18 protein-coding genes and 1 riboswitch are annotated in these 14,696 nt (G+C 68.4%); of the genes, 4 read left to right on the top strand and 14 right to left on the bottom strand.

Annotated features, from left to right (window positions below; translation table 11 throughout):
- Position 1: 1 nt before the first annotated feature.
- From gcvP to ACQR3U_RS17725, 11 genes are all read right to left on the bottom strand, one after another.
- A complete protein-coding gene (gene gcvP / locus ACQR3U_RS17775) occupies positions 2 to 2,854 on the bottom strand; it encodes an aminomethyl-transferring glycine dehydrogenase (protein ID WP_033098311.1) in 2,853 nt (950 codons plus the stop codon).
- Positions 2,855 to 3,016: 162 nt separating this feature from the next.
- Positions 3,017 to 3,112: riboswitch (glycine riboswitch) on the bottom strand.
- A 116-nt stretch (positions 3,113 to 3,228) separates the two neighbouring features.
- Complete coding sequence (locus tag ACQR3U_RS17770; RefSeq protein ID WP_006552749.1) at positions 3,229 to 3,855, bottom strand: MerR family transcriptional regulator; 627 nt, start codon at positions 3,853 to 3,855, stop codon at positions 3,229 to 3,231.
- Positions 3,856 to 4,094: 239 nt separating this feature from the next.
- Entirely contained in the window at positions 4,095 to 4,568 is a 474-nt protein-coding gene (locus ACQR3U_RS17765; RefSeq protein ID WP_006552748.1) for a bifunctional nuclease family protein, read from the bottom strand.
- A 148-nt stretch (positions 4,569 to 4,716) separates the two neighbouring features.
- Positions 4,717 to 5,454: a MerR family transcriptional regulator gene (locus ACQR3U_RS17760; RefSeq protein WP_006552747.1), complete on the bottom strand. Its 738-nt coding sequence runs from the start codon at positions 5,452 to 5,454 to the stop codon at positions 4,717 to 4,719.
- Complete coding sequence (gene garA / locus ACQR3U_RS17755) at positions 5,454 to 5,915, bottom strand: glycogen accumulation regulator GarA (RefSeq protein WP_006552746.1); 462 nt, start codon at positions 5,913 to 5,915, stop codon at positions 5,454 to 5,456. Before garA ends, ACQR3U_RS17760 begins: the two co-directional genes overlap by 1 nt.
- Before the next feature lie 155 nt (positions 5,916 to 6,070).
- Positions 6,071 to 6,475, bottom strand: coding sequence for a glycine cleavage system protein GcvH (gcvH, locus tag ACQR3U_RS17750; RefSeq protein WP_006552745.1), 405 nt, complete (start codon positions 6,473 to 6,475; stop codon positions 6,071 to 6,073).
- A gap of 42 nt (positions 6,476 to 6,517) precedes the next feature.
- Positions 6,518 to 7,279: a DUF881 domain-containing protein gene (locus ACQR3U_RS17745; protein WP_006552744.1), complete on the bottom strand. Its 762-nt coding sequence runs from the start codon at positions 7,277 to 7,279 to the stop codon at positions 6,518 to 6,520.
- Positions 7,280 to 7,281: 2 nt separating this feature from the next.
- Positions 7,282 to 7,641 (bottom strand): small basic family protein, encoded by a 360-nt coding sequence (locus ACQR3U_RS17740; RefSeq protein ID WP_006552743.1) that lies wholly within the window; start codon positions 7,639 to 7,641, stop codon positions 7,282 to 7,284.
- Positions 7,638 to 8,501, bottom strand: a complete 864-nt coding sequence (locus ACQR3U_RS17735) for a DUF881 domain-containing protein (RefSeq protein WP_024101102.1) — start codon at positions 8,499 to 8,501, stop codon at positions 7,638 to 7,640. Before ACQR3U_RS17735 ends, ACQR3U_RS17740 begins: the two co-directional genes overlap by 4 nt.
- A gap of 4 nt (positions 8,502 to 8,505) precedes the next feature.
- Positions 8,506 to 9,108 (bottom strand): CDP-alcohol phosphatidyltransferase family protein, encoded by a 603-nt coding sequence (locus ACQR3U_RS17730; RefSeq protein ID WP_230811075.1) that lies wholly within the window; start codon positions 9,106 to 9,108, stop codon positions 8,506 to 8,508.
- 110 nt (positions 9,109 to 9,218) lie between these two features.
- Positions 9,219 to 9,836: an NUDIX hydrolase gene (locus tag ACQR3U_RS17725; RefSeq protein WP_019289607.1), complete on the bottom strand. Its 618-nt coding sequence runs from the start codon at positions 9,834 to 9,836 to the stop codon at positions 9,219 to 9,221.
- Positions 9,837 to 10,033: 197 nt separating this feature from the next.
- Between ACQR3U_RS17725 and ACQR3U_RS17720 the strand changes: the two genes are divergently transcribed.
- On the top strand, positions 10,034 to 11,062 hold the full coding sequence (locus ACQR3U_RS17720) for a phosphotransferase family protein (protein ID WP_230811074.1): 1,029 nt from the start codon (positions 10,034 to 10,036) through the stop codon (positions 11,060 to 11,062).
- A 40-nt stretch (positions 11,063 to 11,102) separates the two neighbouring features.
- Positions 11,103 to 11,498, top strand: a complete 396-nt coding sequence (locus ACQR3U_RS17715; protein WP_024101105.1) for an MmcQ/YjbR family DNA-binding protein — start codon at positions 11,103 to 11,105, stop codon at positions 11,496 to 11,498.
- Positions 11,499 to 11,519: 21 nt separating this feature from the next.
- Here the strand turns inward: ACQR3U_RS17715 and ACQR3U_RS17710 are convergent, their stop codons facing one another.
- Both ACQR3U_RS17710 and ACQR3U_RS17705 read right to left on the bottom strand, forming a co-directional pair.
- A complete protein-coding gene (locus tag ACQR3U_RS17710) occupies positions 11,520 to 11,936 on the bottom strand; it encodes a VOC family protein (RefSeq protein ID WP_006552737.1) in 417 nt (138 codons plus the stop codon).
- A 123-nt stretch (positions 11,937 to 12,059) separates the two neighbouring features.
- Positions 12,060 to 12,281: a hypothetical protein gene (locus ACQR3U_RS17705; RefSeq protein WP_019289610.1), complete on the bottom strand. Its 222-nt coding sequence runs from the start codon at positions 12,279 to 12,281 to the stop codon at positions 12,060 to 12,062.
- Between ACQR3U_RS17705 and ACQR3U_RS17700 the strand changes: the two genes are divergently transcribed.
- Positions 12,226 to 12,432 (top strand): hypothetical protein, encoded by a 207-nt coding sequence (locus tag ACQR3U_RS17700; RefSeq protein WP_071935090.1) that lies wholly within the window; start codon positions 12,226 to 12,228, stop codon positions 12,430 to 12,432. The genes ACQR3U_RS17705 and ACQR3U_RS17700 overlap by 56 nt on opposite strands.
- Here the strand turns inward: ACQR3U_RS17700 and ACQR3U_RS17695 are convergent.
- Positions 12,359 to 13,375 carry a helix-turn-helix transcriptional regulator gene (locus tag ACQR3U_RS17695; protein ID WP_230811073.1) on the bottom strand — a complete coding sequence of 339 codons (1,017 nt, stop codon included), beginning with the start codon at positions 13,373 to 13,375 and terminating at the stop codon, positions 12,359 to 12,361. The genes ACQR3U_RS17700 and ACQR3U_RS17695 overlap by 74 nt on opposite strands.
- 126 nt (positions 13,376 to 13,501) lie before the next feature.
- On the opposite strand from ACQR3U_RS17695, the gene ACQR3U_RS17690 reads away from it, so the two are divergent.
- Positions 13,502 to 13,897 (top strand): RidA family protein, encoded by a 396-nt coding sequence (locus ACQR3U_RS17690; RefSeq protein WP_006552734.1) that lies wholly within the window; start codon positions 13,502 to 13,504, stop codon positions 13,895 to 13,897.
- The last annotated feature ends 799 nt before the right edge of the window (positions 13,898 to 14,696 follow it).

The following is a 14,696-nucleotide window of genomic DNA, read 5'->3' as shown; positions in this document are numbered from 1 at the left end:
ATCAGCCGCTGTACGCCTCCAGGGGCGGGCACGCGCACACCAGGTTCCGGTCGCCGTGTGCGCCGTCGATACGCCGCACCGCCGGCCAAACCTTGGCTCGGCTCTTCCCCATCGGGAACACCGCGATCTCCCGCGAATACGGGTGGTTCCACTCGCCCACCAGGCATTCCGCGGTGTGCGGAGCGCCGCGCAGCGGATTGTCGTCCACCGGCCACTCCCCTGCCCCGACCCGGTCGATCTCACCGCGGATCGAGATCATCGCGTCGATGAACGCGTCGAGTTCGGCGATGTCCTCGCTCTCGGTGGGCTCGACCATGAGGGTGCCGGCCACCGGGAAGCTCATCGTCGGCGCGTGGAAGCCGTAGTCGGCCAGACGCTTCGCGACGTCGTCGACCGTCACCCCCGTCGCCTTCGTCAGCGGACGCAGATCGAGGATGCACTCGTGGGCGACCATGCCGGTCTCCCCCGTGTACAGCACCGGGAAGTACTCGTCGAGACGACGCGCGATGTAGTTGGCCGACGCGATCGCCGTCAGCGACGCGCGACGCAGCCCCTCGGCACCCATCATCTTGATGTACGCCCAGGTGATCGGCAGGATCGACGCCGATCCGTAGGGCGCCGCCGAGACCGGTCCCGCCCCCCCGAGTCCCGGCTCCGCCGGATGGCCCGGCAGGTACGGTGCCAGATGCGAACGGACGCCGATCGGGCCGACACCCGGACCGCCGCCACCGTGCGGGATGCAGAACGTCTTGTGCAGGTTCAGGTGGCTCACATCGCCCCCGAACTTGCCCGGCCGCGCCAGACCCACGAGAGCGTTGAGGTTGGCACCGTCGATGTACACCTGACCGCCGGCGTCGTGCACGGCACCGCAGATGTCGGCGATGTCGTGCTCGTACACACCGTGCGTGGACGGATAGGTGATCATGATCGCGGCCAGGCGCGCACCGTGGTCGGCGATCTTGGCGCGCAGGTCGTCGAGATCGACATCCCCGTTCGGGCGGCACGCGACGACCTCGACACGCATGCCCGCCATCACGGCGGATGCGGCATTGGTGCCGTGCGCGCTCGACGGGATCAGGCAGATGTCCCGATCGGTGTCGCCGCGATCGAGGTGGTAGTGACGGATCGCGAGCAGACCCGCGTACTCGCCCTGGCTGCCGGCGTTGGGCTGCAGGCTCACGGCGTCGTACCCCGTCACCGCGGCGAGCCAGCCTTCGAGGTCGGCGATGAGGCGGCGGATCCCCGCCGTCTGATCCGCCGGAGCGAAGGGGTGAAGACCCGCGAACTCGGGCCAGGTGATGGCTTCCATCTCGGCGGCGGCGTTGAGCTTCATCGTGCACGAGCCCAGCGGGATCATCGTCCGGTCGAGGGCGAGGTCCTTGTCGGACAGGCGCCGCAGGTAACGCATCATCGCGGTCTCGGTGCGGTAGCGGGTGAACGCCGCATGCTGCAGGAACTCGCTGGTGCGGGCAAGGGCCTGCGGCAGCGCCGTTCCCTCGGCGGCGTCCCCGGCGGTGACGCCGAAGGCGCGCAGGACCGCGTCGACGTGCGCCGCGGTGGTGGCCTCGTCGCACGAGATCGACACGTGATCGTCGTCGACCCGGTGCAGGTTGATGCCGGCCTCGAGGGCGGCGGCGAGCACGGCGTCGACACGCCCCGGGACGCGCACGAGGACGGTGTCGAAGAACTCATCGTGGACAACCTCGACGCCACCGGCGCGCAGACCGTCGGCGAGGCGGCGGGCGTGCCCGGCGACGCGGCGGGCGATGCCGGTGAGGCCTTCGGCGCCGTGGTACGAGGCGTACATGGCCGCGAGCACGGCGAGGAGCACCTGGGCGGTGCAGATGTTGCTGGTGGCCTTCTCACGGCGGATGTGCTGCTCACGGGTCTGCAACGCGAGGCGGTAGGCCGGGTTGCCGTCCGCGTCCACCGAGACACCGACGAGGCGTCCGGGCAGGGTGCGGGTGTGGGCGCTACCGACGGCGAGGTAGCCGGCGTGCGGCCCGCCGAAGCCCATCGGCACACCGAACCGCTGGGTGGTGCCGAAGCACGCGTCGGCACCCTGCTCCCCGGGCGGGGTGATCAAGGTCATGGCCAGCAGGTCGGCGCCGATGGCGACGAGCGCGCCGCGGCCGTGGGCCGCCGCGATGATCGGAGCGGCGTCGATGATGCGGCCCGAAGCGCCGGGCACCTGGAGGATCACGCCGAAGAACTCGCCCTCGGGAAGTCCGTCGGCAGCGAGGTCGACGGTGACGATCTCGATACCGAGCGGTTCGGCGCGGGTCGCCAGCACCGCGGCGGTCTGCGCGAACAGGTCGACGTCGACGACCAGGCGCGGGCTCTTGGACTTGCGGTTCGCGCGGCGCAGCAGGGTCATGGCCTCGGCAGCGGCGGTGGCCTCGTCGAGCATCGACGAGTTCGCGATCTCCATGCCGGTCAGGTCGGCGACCATGGTCTGGAAGTTCAGCAGCGCCTCGAGGCGTCCCTGGCTGATCTCCGGCTGGTAGGGGGTGTAGGCCGTGTACCAGGCGGGGTTCTCGATGATGTTGCGCAGCAGCACGGGCGGCGTGAGCGTGTCGTAGTAGCCGTGGCCGATCATCGACGTCGCCACGGTGTTCTGCGACGCGAGTGCCTTCAGTTCGGCGAGTACGTCGTGCTCGGAGCGGGGCGCGTCGAGGACGTCGAGGCCGGTCGGCACGTTGTCTGCACGGTCGTCGAGGATGGCGGCCGGCACCGCGGCGGTGGCGAGGGCGTCGAGGGAATCGACTCCCACGACGTCGAGGATCCGGTTCAGGCCGGCGGTGTCGGGGCCGATGTGGCGATCGGCGAAGTTCGAGGTGACGGCATCTGTCATCGCAGCTCCCGGGCTGGTCGGCGAGGTCCACATGCGCGCGGTCGCGCGAGGTGGTTCCTCCCCCTCTGTCGTGAGCTCGCGGAGCGAGCGCCTGAGAGATTCGGCCGGCCAGAGCCTTTCCCCGTGGGCGGGCGGGTGCTCCCGCCACTTTCCAGAGACGTCGGAGCTCACGCGGTCCCGGTTGCCTGAGAGATTGACGGGGAGGTGCTGCTCCTTCGGCGCCCGGCTCGGTGTCCGGGTCTCTCCCGCGTGATGGCGACGCGTCTTCGAGTCTAGTTCACGTCGCGGGGTCGAAATACCGCAGGTGCGGAAAGTGCCGCCGGCGGTGGAGTGGAGCGGTCATGTGGTCGGCCGATGCGACATCAGTGGTGTGGTCAGCCGATGCGGCGGTTGATGCGTTCGCGGCGACGCGACGCCAGTTCGTCCTCGGGGCGTTCCTCGACGCCGCCGCCGTCGGCGCGTTCGGCGGGGAAATCGGCGATGCTGCCGGTGAGCTCGCGCATCGCGCCGCTCACCGCGATCCCGAAGACGCCCTGCCCGCCCTGCAGCAGGTCGACGACCTCTTCGGGCGACGTACATTCGTAGACGGTGGTGCCGTCGGAGAAAAGAGTGATCTTCGCGAGGTCGCCCACCCCACGGCTGCGGAGATGGTCGACGGCGACGCGGATGTTCTGCAGCGAGACGCCGGTGTCGAGCAGGCGCTTGACGATCTTGAGGACGAGGATGTCCTTGAACGAGTACAGCCGTTGGCTACCGGAACCGGCAGCCCCGCGGATGGACGGTACGACCAGATTCGTGCGGGCCCAGTAGTCGAGCTGGCGGTAGCTGATTCCTGCGATCTGGCAGGCGATGGGCACGCGGTAGCCGACGAGCTCGTCGGGCGCCGAGTTGTCCGGAAACAGGCCCGGTTGGATCTCGTCGGTCTCGTTCGTCCGCGGCGCCGGATTCGAGCGATCGCCGGAATCGACGCCGAGTGGCTGTCCCTTCGTCCGATCTCGCACTACTGACTCCCTCTCGCGCGCCCAGTTCTGCCTCGCAACGATCGATTGGTGGATCCCCCGACCACATCCGATCATCGAGCCCTCCCAGGCTCACCGAGTCATCCCTGGCGGATCAACTCAGCGTACGCTCCGGTGTTGGGCGTCGGGCTGCGACACGCCGACCGGAAGGCAACGTTCGACATTACTACCGTCACGGCCGACGCGCGCGCCAACGCTCGTCGCCGTGCGACGGACGGCGCTCAGCCGTCCGTCGCCTTGAAATCGTCGGGCGAGACGGAGTCGAGGAACTCCTTGAACTTCTCGACCTCGTCCTCCCGTTCGTCGGGCATGACCAGTCCCGCCTCGGTGAGCACCGGTTCCTCGACGTGGACCGGCGCGCCGATGCGCAAGGCCACCGCGACCCCGTCGGAGGGCCGGCAGGAAACACGCATCCCTCCGTCGAAGACCAGATCCGCGTAGAACGTCCCTTCGCGCAGGTCGACGATGCGCACCTCGCGGAGGTTGCGACCGAACGCCTCGAGGAGGTTCTTGATCAGGTCGTGGGTCAGCGGCCGTGCCGGTTCGACCCCCTGCTGTTCGAGGGCGATGGCGGTCGCTTCGTTCTGCCCGATCCAGATCGGCAGATACCGATCGCCGTCGACCTCCCGCAGCAGGAGGACAGGCTGGTTCTGCGGCTGTTCGATACGAATCCCTACTATCCGCATCTCGCTCATCGCGATGCCTCCGTCCTGCTGCTCGTCGGTGGTGGGACCACCCGACAGGTACTGCCTGGAATTCTAGTGTCCTCCAGCGCATCCGTCAGGTGCCGTAGGTCACCACCTGACGGAGGGCCGTGGTCGCACTCGACGACGAATTCGTCGCCTAACGGTCGAGGGCTCCTTGCACCGCCGCTTTCACCAGGCAGGTGTGCAATGTCAACGACAGTGCGGCCAGTTCGCGCACCATCTCCTCGGCGCGCTGCCGTGCCCCGGCGTCGCGGCCCTTCGCGATCGGGCCGGCGATCTGAGCGACGAGCGCGGCCTCGCGGTCGGCGGCGAGCTTGAACGCCCGCAGGTGCCGAACCTCGAGGCCGAACTCCGCCATCGCCTTCGCCGTGCGGGCGAGCAGCACCGCGTCCTCGTCGAAGAAACCGGCCGGGCCCGGCTTGAGCAGGCCCGCCCCCACCAGCTCGGTGAGGAAGGCCGCGTCGATCCCGGCACGGGTGCACAGATCCTCGCGGCTCACCCGGATCTCGCGATCGGTGCGCAGATCCTCCGGCGAGACCTCGCCGCGGGCCACCGCCAGCGGACGCGGCCGGGTGATCCGGGTCTCGACCGATCCCACCGTGGCGGCGCCGCGGTCGATCGCCTCGAGCTGCTCCTTGATCACCTTGAGCGGAAGGTACTGATCGCGCTGCGCGGTGAGCACGTACCGCAGACGCTCGCAATCGGCGATCGAGAAGCGGCGGTAGCCCGAGGGTGTGCGTTCCGGGCTGATCAGTCCCTCGGCCTCGAGGAACCGGATCTTCGAGATCGTCACGTCCGGAAATTCCGGACGCAGGCGGTCGAGCACCGACCCGATCGACATTCCGGCCGGCGCCGGCTGGCGGGCCGCGGTCATCAGCTACCTGCGCCCTGGTTACCTCGCGGACCGGTCAGGAACACCAGCCGGAACTTGCCGATCTGCACCTCGTCGCCGTTCGCGAGAACGGCGGAGTCGACCGGCTCGCGGTTGACGTAGGTGCCGTTGAGGCTTCCCACGTCGACGACCTGGAATTCGCCCTCGTCCTGGCGGAACTCGGCGTGCCGACGGCTGACGGTCACGTCGTCGAGGAAGATGTCGCTGTCGGGATGCCGACCCGCCGAGGTGGTGGGCTGGTCGAGCAGGAAGCGCGATCCTGCATTGGGCCCCCGCTTGACGACCAGCAGCGCCGATCCGGCGGGCAGGCCCTCGACACCCGAGACGGGCGCTTCGGTGGTGGCCGAACCCGCGCCCTCCACTTCGTTCAGGAAGTCGGCGCGAAATACCGAAGTGGTCTCTGCAGGAGTCTCCTCGTAACCCGCGTTGCCGTTCTCGCTCACCGTTTCTCCTTATCCGTTCGACCACCCGGGTGATCCCGGACGGCCGCTGATTCGTTCGCCCCGTTCAGGTCCGACACGGCACACGCCATATCCGACCGTACCCCGCTCGGGGGTACTGACGCAGACAGTCGCGGTCACGTTACCTGTCGGGTCCGTCAGCCTTCCGTGATCCCGCGGTAACCTTCCGCGTCGAGCGTCTCCGCGAGCGCCTCGTCGAGGTCGTTCTCGCTGCCCATCTCCACGTCGACGAGCCAGCCGTCCTCGTACGGGCTGCTGTTGACCAGTTCGGGATTCGCGTCGAGTTCCATGTTGACGGCGGTCACCTTCGCGGTCAGCGGCGCGAACACGTCCGACACGCTCTTGGTGGACTCGACCTCTCCGAAGGACTCGCCGGCGGCGATCTCGGCGCCCGCCTCGGGCAGCTGCACGAAGACCACGTCGCCGAGTTGGGACTGTGCGTAGTCGGTGATCCCGATGCGCACGGTCGTCGCGCCCGTCCTGCGCACCCACTCGTGCTCGGGGGTGTACCGCAGATCCTCGGGTGTCGCGAAATCGGTCAAGACTGGTCCTTTCGGAGACGACGTTCGACCGGAACGTCGGATTCAGTTACCGGGCTGAGAGTATTGGCGTGGCTCGATCTCCCGCAAGGCGGACACCTCCACCTGCGGAGACTGTTCTACGGACAATGATCCGCCCGCACGGGCGACCGTGTCGACCACTCCGCCGGGAATGTTCAGCGCGGCGGCGAGAGTCGGTCCGTCACCGATGGCGGTGACGGTGTACGGAGCATCGAGTCGGCGGTCGTCGACGACGATGTCGCCGCCCGGTCCGGTGACCCACGAATCGACCCCGATGCGCACGGTCTCACCGTTCGCCCCGGCGATCTGCATCGTGTCGGCACCCGCCGCGCGCAGCTCCTGGATCATGTCGAGCAGCACCTCCGATCCGACACCCTCGCGCGGATCGTCGACGGTGAGAACCACTCCGGGCCCGGTGGCGGGTTCGGTGCCGAGTTGCGCCGACAGCGTGTACAGGCGCGTGCGGGCTTCCTCGAGTGCCGCTTCCGAGCCTTCCTGTTCGAGACTCGAGAGGGTGCGCTCGAGTTCGGTGATCTCCTGGCGGAGAGCGGCTTCGCGGCGATTGAGGTTGTCGAGCAGCACGAGCAGGTCCGCAGGGCGCGCCGAGTCGAGGTCGTCGCCGGTATCGGTCGTACGCACCTGGGTGGCGATGCCGGCGCCGAGCAGGACGACGAGAATCGCCGCGAGGACGAGAAAGACGCGTTGCGATCGGGTGGCGCGCGCAGTGCCGGTTTCGGGCGTTGCGCCGGTGTCGGGTGCGGGGCGGGGTTGTTGCGGTTCGGTCACGGTCAGGCCCCGAACAGGCGACGACGTAGGGCTGCAGCGTTTCCGAAGATACGGATGCCGAGGACGACGATGACCGCGGTCGACAACTGGGTGCCCACGCCGAGCTGGTCGCCGAGCCACACGATCAGGGCGGCGACGAGGACGTTGAAGACGAACGACACCACGAACACCTTCGCGTCGAAGATGTCGTCGAGATAGGCGCGTAGACCGCCGAAGACCGTGTCGAGCGCGGCGACCACCGCGATGGGCAGGTAGGGCTGCACGACATCGGGTACCTGTGGGCTGAACACGATTCCGGCGCCGATCCCGATCGCCAGTGCGAGCACCGCGTAGAGCGCGTGACCGTGTTCGAGTCGCTTCACCTGTACCCCGTTTCTCCACTGCTGCCGAGTTTCCGGACCGTGGCGGCCGGAAACTCGAGATCATCCTCCTCTGCGAGGGTGAATCCCACCCCGTAGAGCTGCTGTATCCCCGCGATGCGCAGGTAGGCGTCGCTGACGACGAAGGTCGTCTGCAGTCGGGAGGGAGATCCCACCGCCGAGACCGTGTACGGGGAGAATACGGGCCGGTTGTCGACGAGCATCGCTCCCCCGGCCTGCCGGATGGTCACCCCGGGACCCACCCGCACGCCCCCGACCTCTACGGCCTCCGCACCGGCCGCCCACAGCGCGTTGACGACCGACTGCAGGTCGCGGTCGAGGACGAGCGCGGTGGGTCGGTCCTCGATTCGCGCCGCATCCGACAGGTTCGGTCGCGCGGTGGGTTCGGTGAGGGTGACCGTGATCCCCGGACCGCGCACCGGTGTTGCCGCGGCTGCGGCCTCGGCGTCGCGGAGTCGGTCGAGGATGGTCGCGCCGTCGCCTCCGTCGGAGAACAGGGCGGTGCGTCGTTCGTCGACCGCGGCACCGAGTTCGTCCCGCTGTGCAGTGAGCGCGGTGATGCGTTCATCCCCTGCCCGGAGGGAGTCGAGGATCTCGGCGCGGGTGCTGTCGGTGCCGGCCTGCACGTCGGCGTTGTGCGCGTACGCGATGCCGATCACGAGGCCGGCGAGGAGAACTCCGGCGCCGAGCCACGCGCGCGACGCGCTCGGAGAGGTGCTCGAGCGCCCCGCAGCCCGGTCCGCGGCGGACGCAGCGTAGCCGGGGTCGAGATGATCCTCGAGGAGCGACTTCAGGAGCGAGGGCACCGGATTGCGCCGGATGCGTTCCCACGCGCGGCTCATCGGATCACCGCCCGGCCGGCACGGTCCGTGCCGTCACGACGGCCTGCCCGAGGTACAGCAGGCCGGTCCACACGTACAGTACGGTCCCCCAGATCAGGGCGGCCCAGCCGAGCGGTCCGGTGATCGGCTCCGAGGCGGGCACGGCGACGGCCCCGAGCATCAGCGGCAGCGCGCACATGAGCAGGAAGGTGGCGCCCTTGCCGAGGTAGAGCACGTCCGGCGGGGACAGTTCCCGGCGCCGGTAGACGGCCAGGGTCGGCGCCAGGACGAGTTCGCGGCCGACGAGGATCACCGCGATCCACCAAGGCACGATGTCGCGCGCCACGAGGGCGACGAGGGTGGCCACGATGTAGAGGCGGTCGACGGCGGGATCGAGAAGGGCTCCGAGGCGGGAGGTCTGGTCGAGCAGCCTGGCGAGTTTGCCGTCGGCCCAGTCGGTGATGCTACTCGCGGCCAGCAGGATCAGCGCCCAGACGTCGGCGTGGGCGACGAGGATGAGATAGAGGAAGACGGGCACACCCAGCAGCCGGACGAAGCTGAGGACGTTCGGCGCGGTGAGGATGCGGTCCGATCCGCGCGCGTCGGCGGTTCCGGTCGCATCGGTCATGGTGGGGCCGCTCCGTGTTCTCGTGAGGTCGTTCTCGTGATGCCCGCCGGAGTTCCGTTCGGGCGCGGAGTCCAGCCTTCCACAGCCGCGCGAGCGGAGATTCCGGGGTGTCAGCGCCAGGCGAAGACCGGCTGCTCGAGACCGTCGATGCGGGTGGCCCGCCGGCGCAGCACGACTTCGCGGAATTGGTAGACCACCGCGGCGGTCGGTGCGTGCACGAGGTGACCGCGGAAGGGCCACTGGATCACCGGCTTGTCGGATTCGGGGATGGTGACGAAGCGCGGGTCGACGTCGAGTTCGTCGGTGGTGACGGCGAAGAGCACGTCGACCTCGTCGGGGCTGGGCTTCAGATCGCTCACCGCTGTGTCCGACCACACGACGAACGGTGACATGACGTAACCGGAGCGGGTGATGTAGTCGTCGAGCCGGCCGAGGACGGACTCGGGGCCGAGGTCGATTCCGAGTTCCTCGTGCAGCTCGCGCAGGGCGGCCTCCTCGGGCTGCTCCCCCTCGTCCAGACGTCCGCCCGGCAACGCGAACTGGCCGGGATGTGCCCGCAGACGGGTCGGTCGCCGTGTGAGGGGCATGACGGGGTTACCGTTCCCGTCGTCGAGCACCGCCACGACGACGGCTGCGTGCCGGCGGCCGTCGAGCGGCAGTCGGCGCGAATCGAACGCGTCCAGCGCGTCGCGGACGTTGTCTCTGTCGAGAGGATGAGCAGCGGGCATGGGTCGACAGTAGTTCGTCACAACTGCCCCGGCGGCTAGGCGCATGCCCTGGCCGGTGTCGGTGACACCGGCCTCGAAGGGGGGAGTTCTGAATATTTATGGTTTCCGTGCAGTCCGGATTATCTGCGTGGGGTGGGAGTTCTCCGAACACGGATCCCCACCCGCGGTCATAGTGGGAGCCGACGGAAAGGAGCTCGATGAACGACGTGCCCGCCGGCCTCGACCTCGATGCGCTCGATGCCTATGTGCAGACCTCCGCCCCCGACCTGTTCTCCGGTCCCCTCCGCGCGCGCCTGATCAGCGGCGGACGCTCGAATCTCACCTACGAGGTGACCGACGGCGATCGGCGGCTGGTGTTGCGCCGTCCCCCACTCGGACACGTCCTCGCGACCGCACACGACATGGCTCGCGAGTACCGCGTCATCTCCGCGCTCGCCGGCACCGCGGTACCGGTCCCCCGCTCGCATCTGCTGTGCGAGGACGATTCGGTGCTCGGCGCGCCCTTCTATCTCATGGATCTGGTCGTGGGGACGCCCTATCGCACCGCGGAGCAACTCGAACCGCTCGGCGCCGAGCGCACGCGCGTGATCTCCGAGCGGATGGTCGACACCCTGGCCGCCCTGCACGCGGTGGACCCGGCGACCGTGGGACTCGAGGACTTCGGCCGCCCCCAGGGCTTCCTCGAGCGGCAGGTGCGGCGCTGGACCACCCAGCTCGAGAACTCGCACAGCCGGGACCTCGACGGCGCCGACGAGCTGCACCGGCTGCTCGTCGACAATCTGCCGGGCGACGGCGAGGTGGGCATCGTGCACGGCGACTACCGGCTCGACAACGTTCTCGTCGACGACGACGACAAGGTGGTCGCGGTGCTGGACTGGGAGATGGCCACGCTCGGCGATCCCCTCACCGATGTGGCGTTGCTGCTGGTGTACCAGCGGCTGGCGCGGGAGAACACGGAGTTCCCCGTGTCGACGGTGTCCCGCGCTCCGGGCTTCCTCGGCGACGACGAACTGCTTGCCCGGTACGAGGCCGCCGGTGGACGCGACCTGTCGGACATGGCGTTCCACCTCGCCCTGGCCTACTACAAGCTCGCGGTGATCCTCGAGGGCATCTACTTCCGGTTCCGTCAGGGCAAGACGGTCGGCGACGGGTTCGAGGAACTCGGCCGCGGCGTCGAGCCGCTGTTGCACGCCGGTATCCATGCGCTGACGAGTCGGAAGCGTTGATCTCGCGACCGTTGTCGTAGTCGCTCGGTACGCTCCGCTCATGCCGCATCCGGTGATGTTCGACGAGGCGGATCCCCTGCTAGCTCGTGTGCGCTCGCTCGCGCTGGCCCTGCCCGGCGCCTCCGAGAAGATCTCGCACGGCCGTCCGTTCTTCTCCACCAGGACGGCCTTCGCGGTCTACGGAGGCGGCGAGAAGGGCACCCGCGCACCGTTTCCCCGCTCCCTCATCGTCAAGCCCGACGAGGAGGAGCGCCGCGCGCTGCTCGAGGAACCCCACACCTATGTGCCGATGTATTTCGGGCCGTCCGGGTGGGTCGGGTACGACCTCGCCCGTCCGGAGGTGGACTGGGACGAGGTCGCCGAACTGCTCGACATGTCCTATCGGCAGACCGCGCCACCGAAACTGGTGCGCGAGCTCGACGCCCGCCTCGGCTGACGGGCGCCGAGCGGCGCGGGTTCAGCCCTGCTGGTCGCCGATGCTGACCATCCACGACACGCCGAAGCGATCGGTGCACATGCCGAACAGATCGCCCCAGGGGGCACGCTCGAGCGGCATGTCGACGCGACCGCTCTCGCTCAGCGCGTCCCACCAACCCCGGAGCACGCTCTCGTCGTCCCCGCTGAGCGACAGCGAGAAGTTCGTGCCGGGCGTGTAGTCCATGCCGTTCGGGGTGTCCGAGGCCATGAGCACGAAGCCGCGGTCGGTGGTGAGCATCGAGTGCATCACCTTGTCGTCCTCGCTCGGATCCTGCGAGGCGTTCATGTCCGCGAATCTGCTCACCGTCAGTTCGCCGCCGAACACCGACCTGTAGAACTCCATGGCCTCGCGCGCGGAATCGCGGAATGCGAGATAGGGATTGAATCGTGTGGTCATCGTGGTCCTTTCGCGGGTGCCGCAGGGCACGGATGGTGCCGCACGAAGAATGACCGTCTGCCGACGCATTTCTCATCGTGGACGGTGCGCACCCCGCTCCGGGAGCGTTCGGCGCGATCCGTGTCAGGAGACCGCCACTGTGGCGCGGGCGTACTCGGGTCGGTCGACCAGATCGGCCAGCACGCGCCCGACCGCACGTCGCGGGACCGCCCACGACGAGACGTCGCCGTCGGACACCGTTGCCTCGGCGTCGTCGCCCTTCGGGCAATCTCCGATCGCGTACCCGACGATGCTCCGGACGGAGCGAATGGCAGCATGTCTGCGCACCACGGCTGCGCCGATCACGACGATCGCTGAGCGGGTGGGGTGGGGCGATCCGAACTTCGCTGCCCGTCAGTTTCGCCGTAGCGTGGGCGTCACTCCTAGTGGCTGTCGGGCGTTGAGCCGCGCGAAGGCTCCGCAGGTGACCGGGCAAAGCTCTCGTATCTGGCATTGAGGGTTGCCGCCCGGTCGCGGAGGGCCGCACGCAGCGACTCGGGTGCGAGGACTTCGGCGGCGGTGTCGAGCTGCCAGATCGCCCAGACAGCGTGCCGCAGGTCCTCGAAGGTCACGTCGAGACGCACCCAGCCGTCTTCCTCCGGTTCCTCGGCGCGGACAGCTCGCGCGGTGTTCAGCAACTCCTCACGTCGCGTGGGTTCGACCCTGACCAGCACAGGGATGTGGTTCTTCGACAAGAACTGGGCGCTGCGCTCGGCCCAGATGCGGTCGAGGTCAATCTGCGCGGGACGCTCGGCCAGTTCCGGAAGCTCCTCGGCGGTCACCATGCGCGAGAGCCGGTACGTCCGATCCTCTCCCGACTTGGTGGCCAGCAGGTAGGTGCGGCCGCGAACGGTGACCAGACCGATCGGATCGACGGCGTGCCAGCGGGGTGCCTTGTCCGGTGCGGTGTACTGGAAGCGAAGCTTGTGCCCGGTGAGCACGGCATGGCGGACTACGCTTATCACGCCACTCGCCACGTCCTCGGTGACCAGCCGTCGTGAGAGCAGGTCGGTGTCGGGCTCGACCAGGAACCGCCGGGCCGCATCGTCCAGGCTGGTGCGGTGGCCTTCGGGCAGCGCATCGACCACCTTGCGCATCGCGGAAGCGAGCGCGGTGCCGAGGCCGAAGACCTTCTCGCCGCGGCCCGACCCGGCGGTCAGCAGCGCGAGGGCTTCGTCATGGTTCAGTCCGGTCAGCTCCGTGCGGAAGCCGGGAAGCAGGGAAAACCCGCCGTGTCGCCCGCGATCGGCGTAGACCGGGACGCCGGCAGTGGACAGCGCCTCGATGTCGCGCAGCACCGTGCGGGCGGAGACCTCCAGCTCGCCGGCGAGCTCGTCCGCGGTCATCCGACCCCGCTGGCGCAGCAGCAGCACCAGTGAGACCAACCGATCGGCTCGCATAGTTTCATTCCTATCAAAAATCATGACACAAGATGTCGCGTTTTGTTGGGAGGCTGAGTTTGCGGGCGTTGAGGACGGCGACCACCCGGCCGCCGGGCGCTCGCAGTCGAAACGATTGGAGTGGCAATGGAACGAACAGCGGTCAACCCGGTGACATGGTCGCAGGAGATGGGATTCAACCAGGGCGAGGTCGTCGCAGGGCACACCCGGACCCTCTACATCTCGGGGCAGACCGCGATGAGCAAGGACGGCCGGCCCGAGCACGACGGGGACATCGCGGCCCAGCTCGCGCTGGCCGTGGACAACCTCGAAGCCGTGCTCGCCGAGGCCGGCATGTCCCTAACAGACCTCGTCAGGCTCAACGTGTACACCACCGACGTGGACGCGCTGTTCCCGCACTACGGCGTGCTCGCCGGGCGGCTCGGCGCCGCGGGCGTCGCGCCCACAACCACGATGCTCGGGGTGACGCGGCTGGCGATCCCCGGTCAGATGATCGAACTCGAAGGAACCGCTGTCGCGTAACGCGGCCTTGCCACTCCTGCTGCTCGTGCCGGTCTCGCCGGCGCGAGCAGCAGGAAGATGGGGAGCATACGATGCTCACGATCATGACGATCGGGGTCTATGGCTGCGATATCGGCGCCTTCTTGGAGGGGCTGCGGGAAGCGAACGTCCGCCTGTTGCTGGAGTGCGCCGGCGCCGGGGTGTCCAGGGACCCGAGTACGCCTGGACCAACTCGCTCAGGCTCCAGGCCGCCCTCGCCCAGGTGAAAATCGACTACCGGCAGGCCAACGCCCTTCTCAGCAGATCGTCTCGCGGTGCCGCGAAGTCCAAGGCACCGCGAGCCCGGCAGGGGCGCAGGCTGTGACCGCCGATCGACCGCTTCGCTGCGGCTCTGGTCCCCTTATCCACAGGAAGCCGCCGAGCCAACGTCGCGCACCGCACCGCACCGACGCGGCTGCTCGGCCGGCCGGGGGACCAGGCAAAAACGCCCCCGGGACATGACGAAGCCCAGGCGAGAAACTTACTCTCACCTGGGCATTTACGTCGGGCTGACAGGATTTGAACCTGCGACCACTTGACCCCCAGAACGATTATCGTCGTATCGTCCTATGCGAGCCTCTATTGAATTGTTCGCGTAAGCAGCGGATTTAGGGGCATGATCGTCCGCCCCATGCCTATGTGTATCGGCGAGTCTTGGCCCACCCTTGGCCCACCCGAGACCCGTATGGCCTGAGTTGGCTCACGTATTCGGCATGAACGACGGCTCACGTCTGTGACCTGCTGGTTCTCGCCGTGATCGAGCTGATTTCACGCACTAACA

It is taken from the genome of Rhodococcus sp. IEGM1339, from assembly GCF_050321925.1.
GTDB classification, from domain to species: domain Bacteria; phylum Actinomycetota; class Actinomycetes; order Mycobacteriales; family Mycobacteriaceae; genus Rhodococcus; species Rhodococcus pyridinivorans.
Note: the sequence above shows the minus strand (reverse complement) of the source record. Positions and strands in the feature narration are given on the sequence as shown.

Bases quoted from the DNA above. Each gene is read 5' to 3' on its own strand.
- ACQR3U_RS17730 (WP_230811075.1), bottom strand. From the start codon at position 9,108: ATGACCGATGCGACCGGAACCGCCGACGCGCGCGGATCGGACCGCATC.
- ACQR3U_RS17690 (WP_006552734.1), top strand. From the start codon at position 13,502: ATGGAACGAACAGCGGTCAACCCGGTGACATGGTCGCAGGAGATGGGA.
- ACQR3U_RS17765 (WP_006552748.1), bottom strand. From the start codon at position 4,568: ATGAGCGAGATGCGGATAGTAGGGATTCGTATCGAACAGCCGCAGAAC.
- ACQR3U_RS17760 (WP_006552747.1), bottom strand. From the start codon at position 5,454: ATGACCGCGGCCCGCCAGCCGGCGCCGGCCGGAATGTCGATCGGGTCG.
- ACQR3U_RS17700 (WP_071935090.1), top strand. From the start codon at position 12,226: ATGCTCCGGACGGAGCGAATGGCAGCATGTCTGCGCACCACGGCTGCG.
- ACQR3U_RS17710 (WP_006552737.1), bottom strand. From the start codon at position 11,936: ATGACCACACGATTCAATCCCTATCTCGCATTCCGCGATTCCGCGCGC.
- gcvP (WP_033098311.1), bottom strand. From the start codon at position 2,854: ATGACAGATGCCGTCACCTCGAACTTCGCCGATCGCCACATCGGCCCC.
- ACQR3U_RS17715 (WP_024101105.1), top strand. From the start codon at position 11,103: ATGCCGCATCCGGTGATGTTCGACGAGGCGGATCCCCTGCTAGCTCGT.
- ACQR3U_RS17735 (WP_024101102.1), bottom strand. From the start codon at position 8,501: ATGAGCCGCGCGTGGGAACGCATCCGGCGCAATCCGGTGCCCTCGCTC.
- ACQR3U_RS17695 (WP_230811073.1), bottom strand. From the start codon at position 13,375: ATGCGAGCCGATCGGTTGGTCTCACTGGTGCTGCTGCTGCGCCAGCGG.
- ACQR3U_RS17720 (WP_230811074.1), top strand. From the start codon at position 10,034: ATGAACGACGTGCCCGCCGGCCTCGACCTCGATGCGCTCGATGCCTAT.
- ACQR3U_RS17725 (WP_019289607.1), bottom strand. From the start codon at position 9,836: ATGCCCGCTGCTCATCCTCTCGACAGAGACAACGTCCGCGACGCGCTG.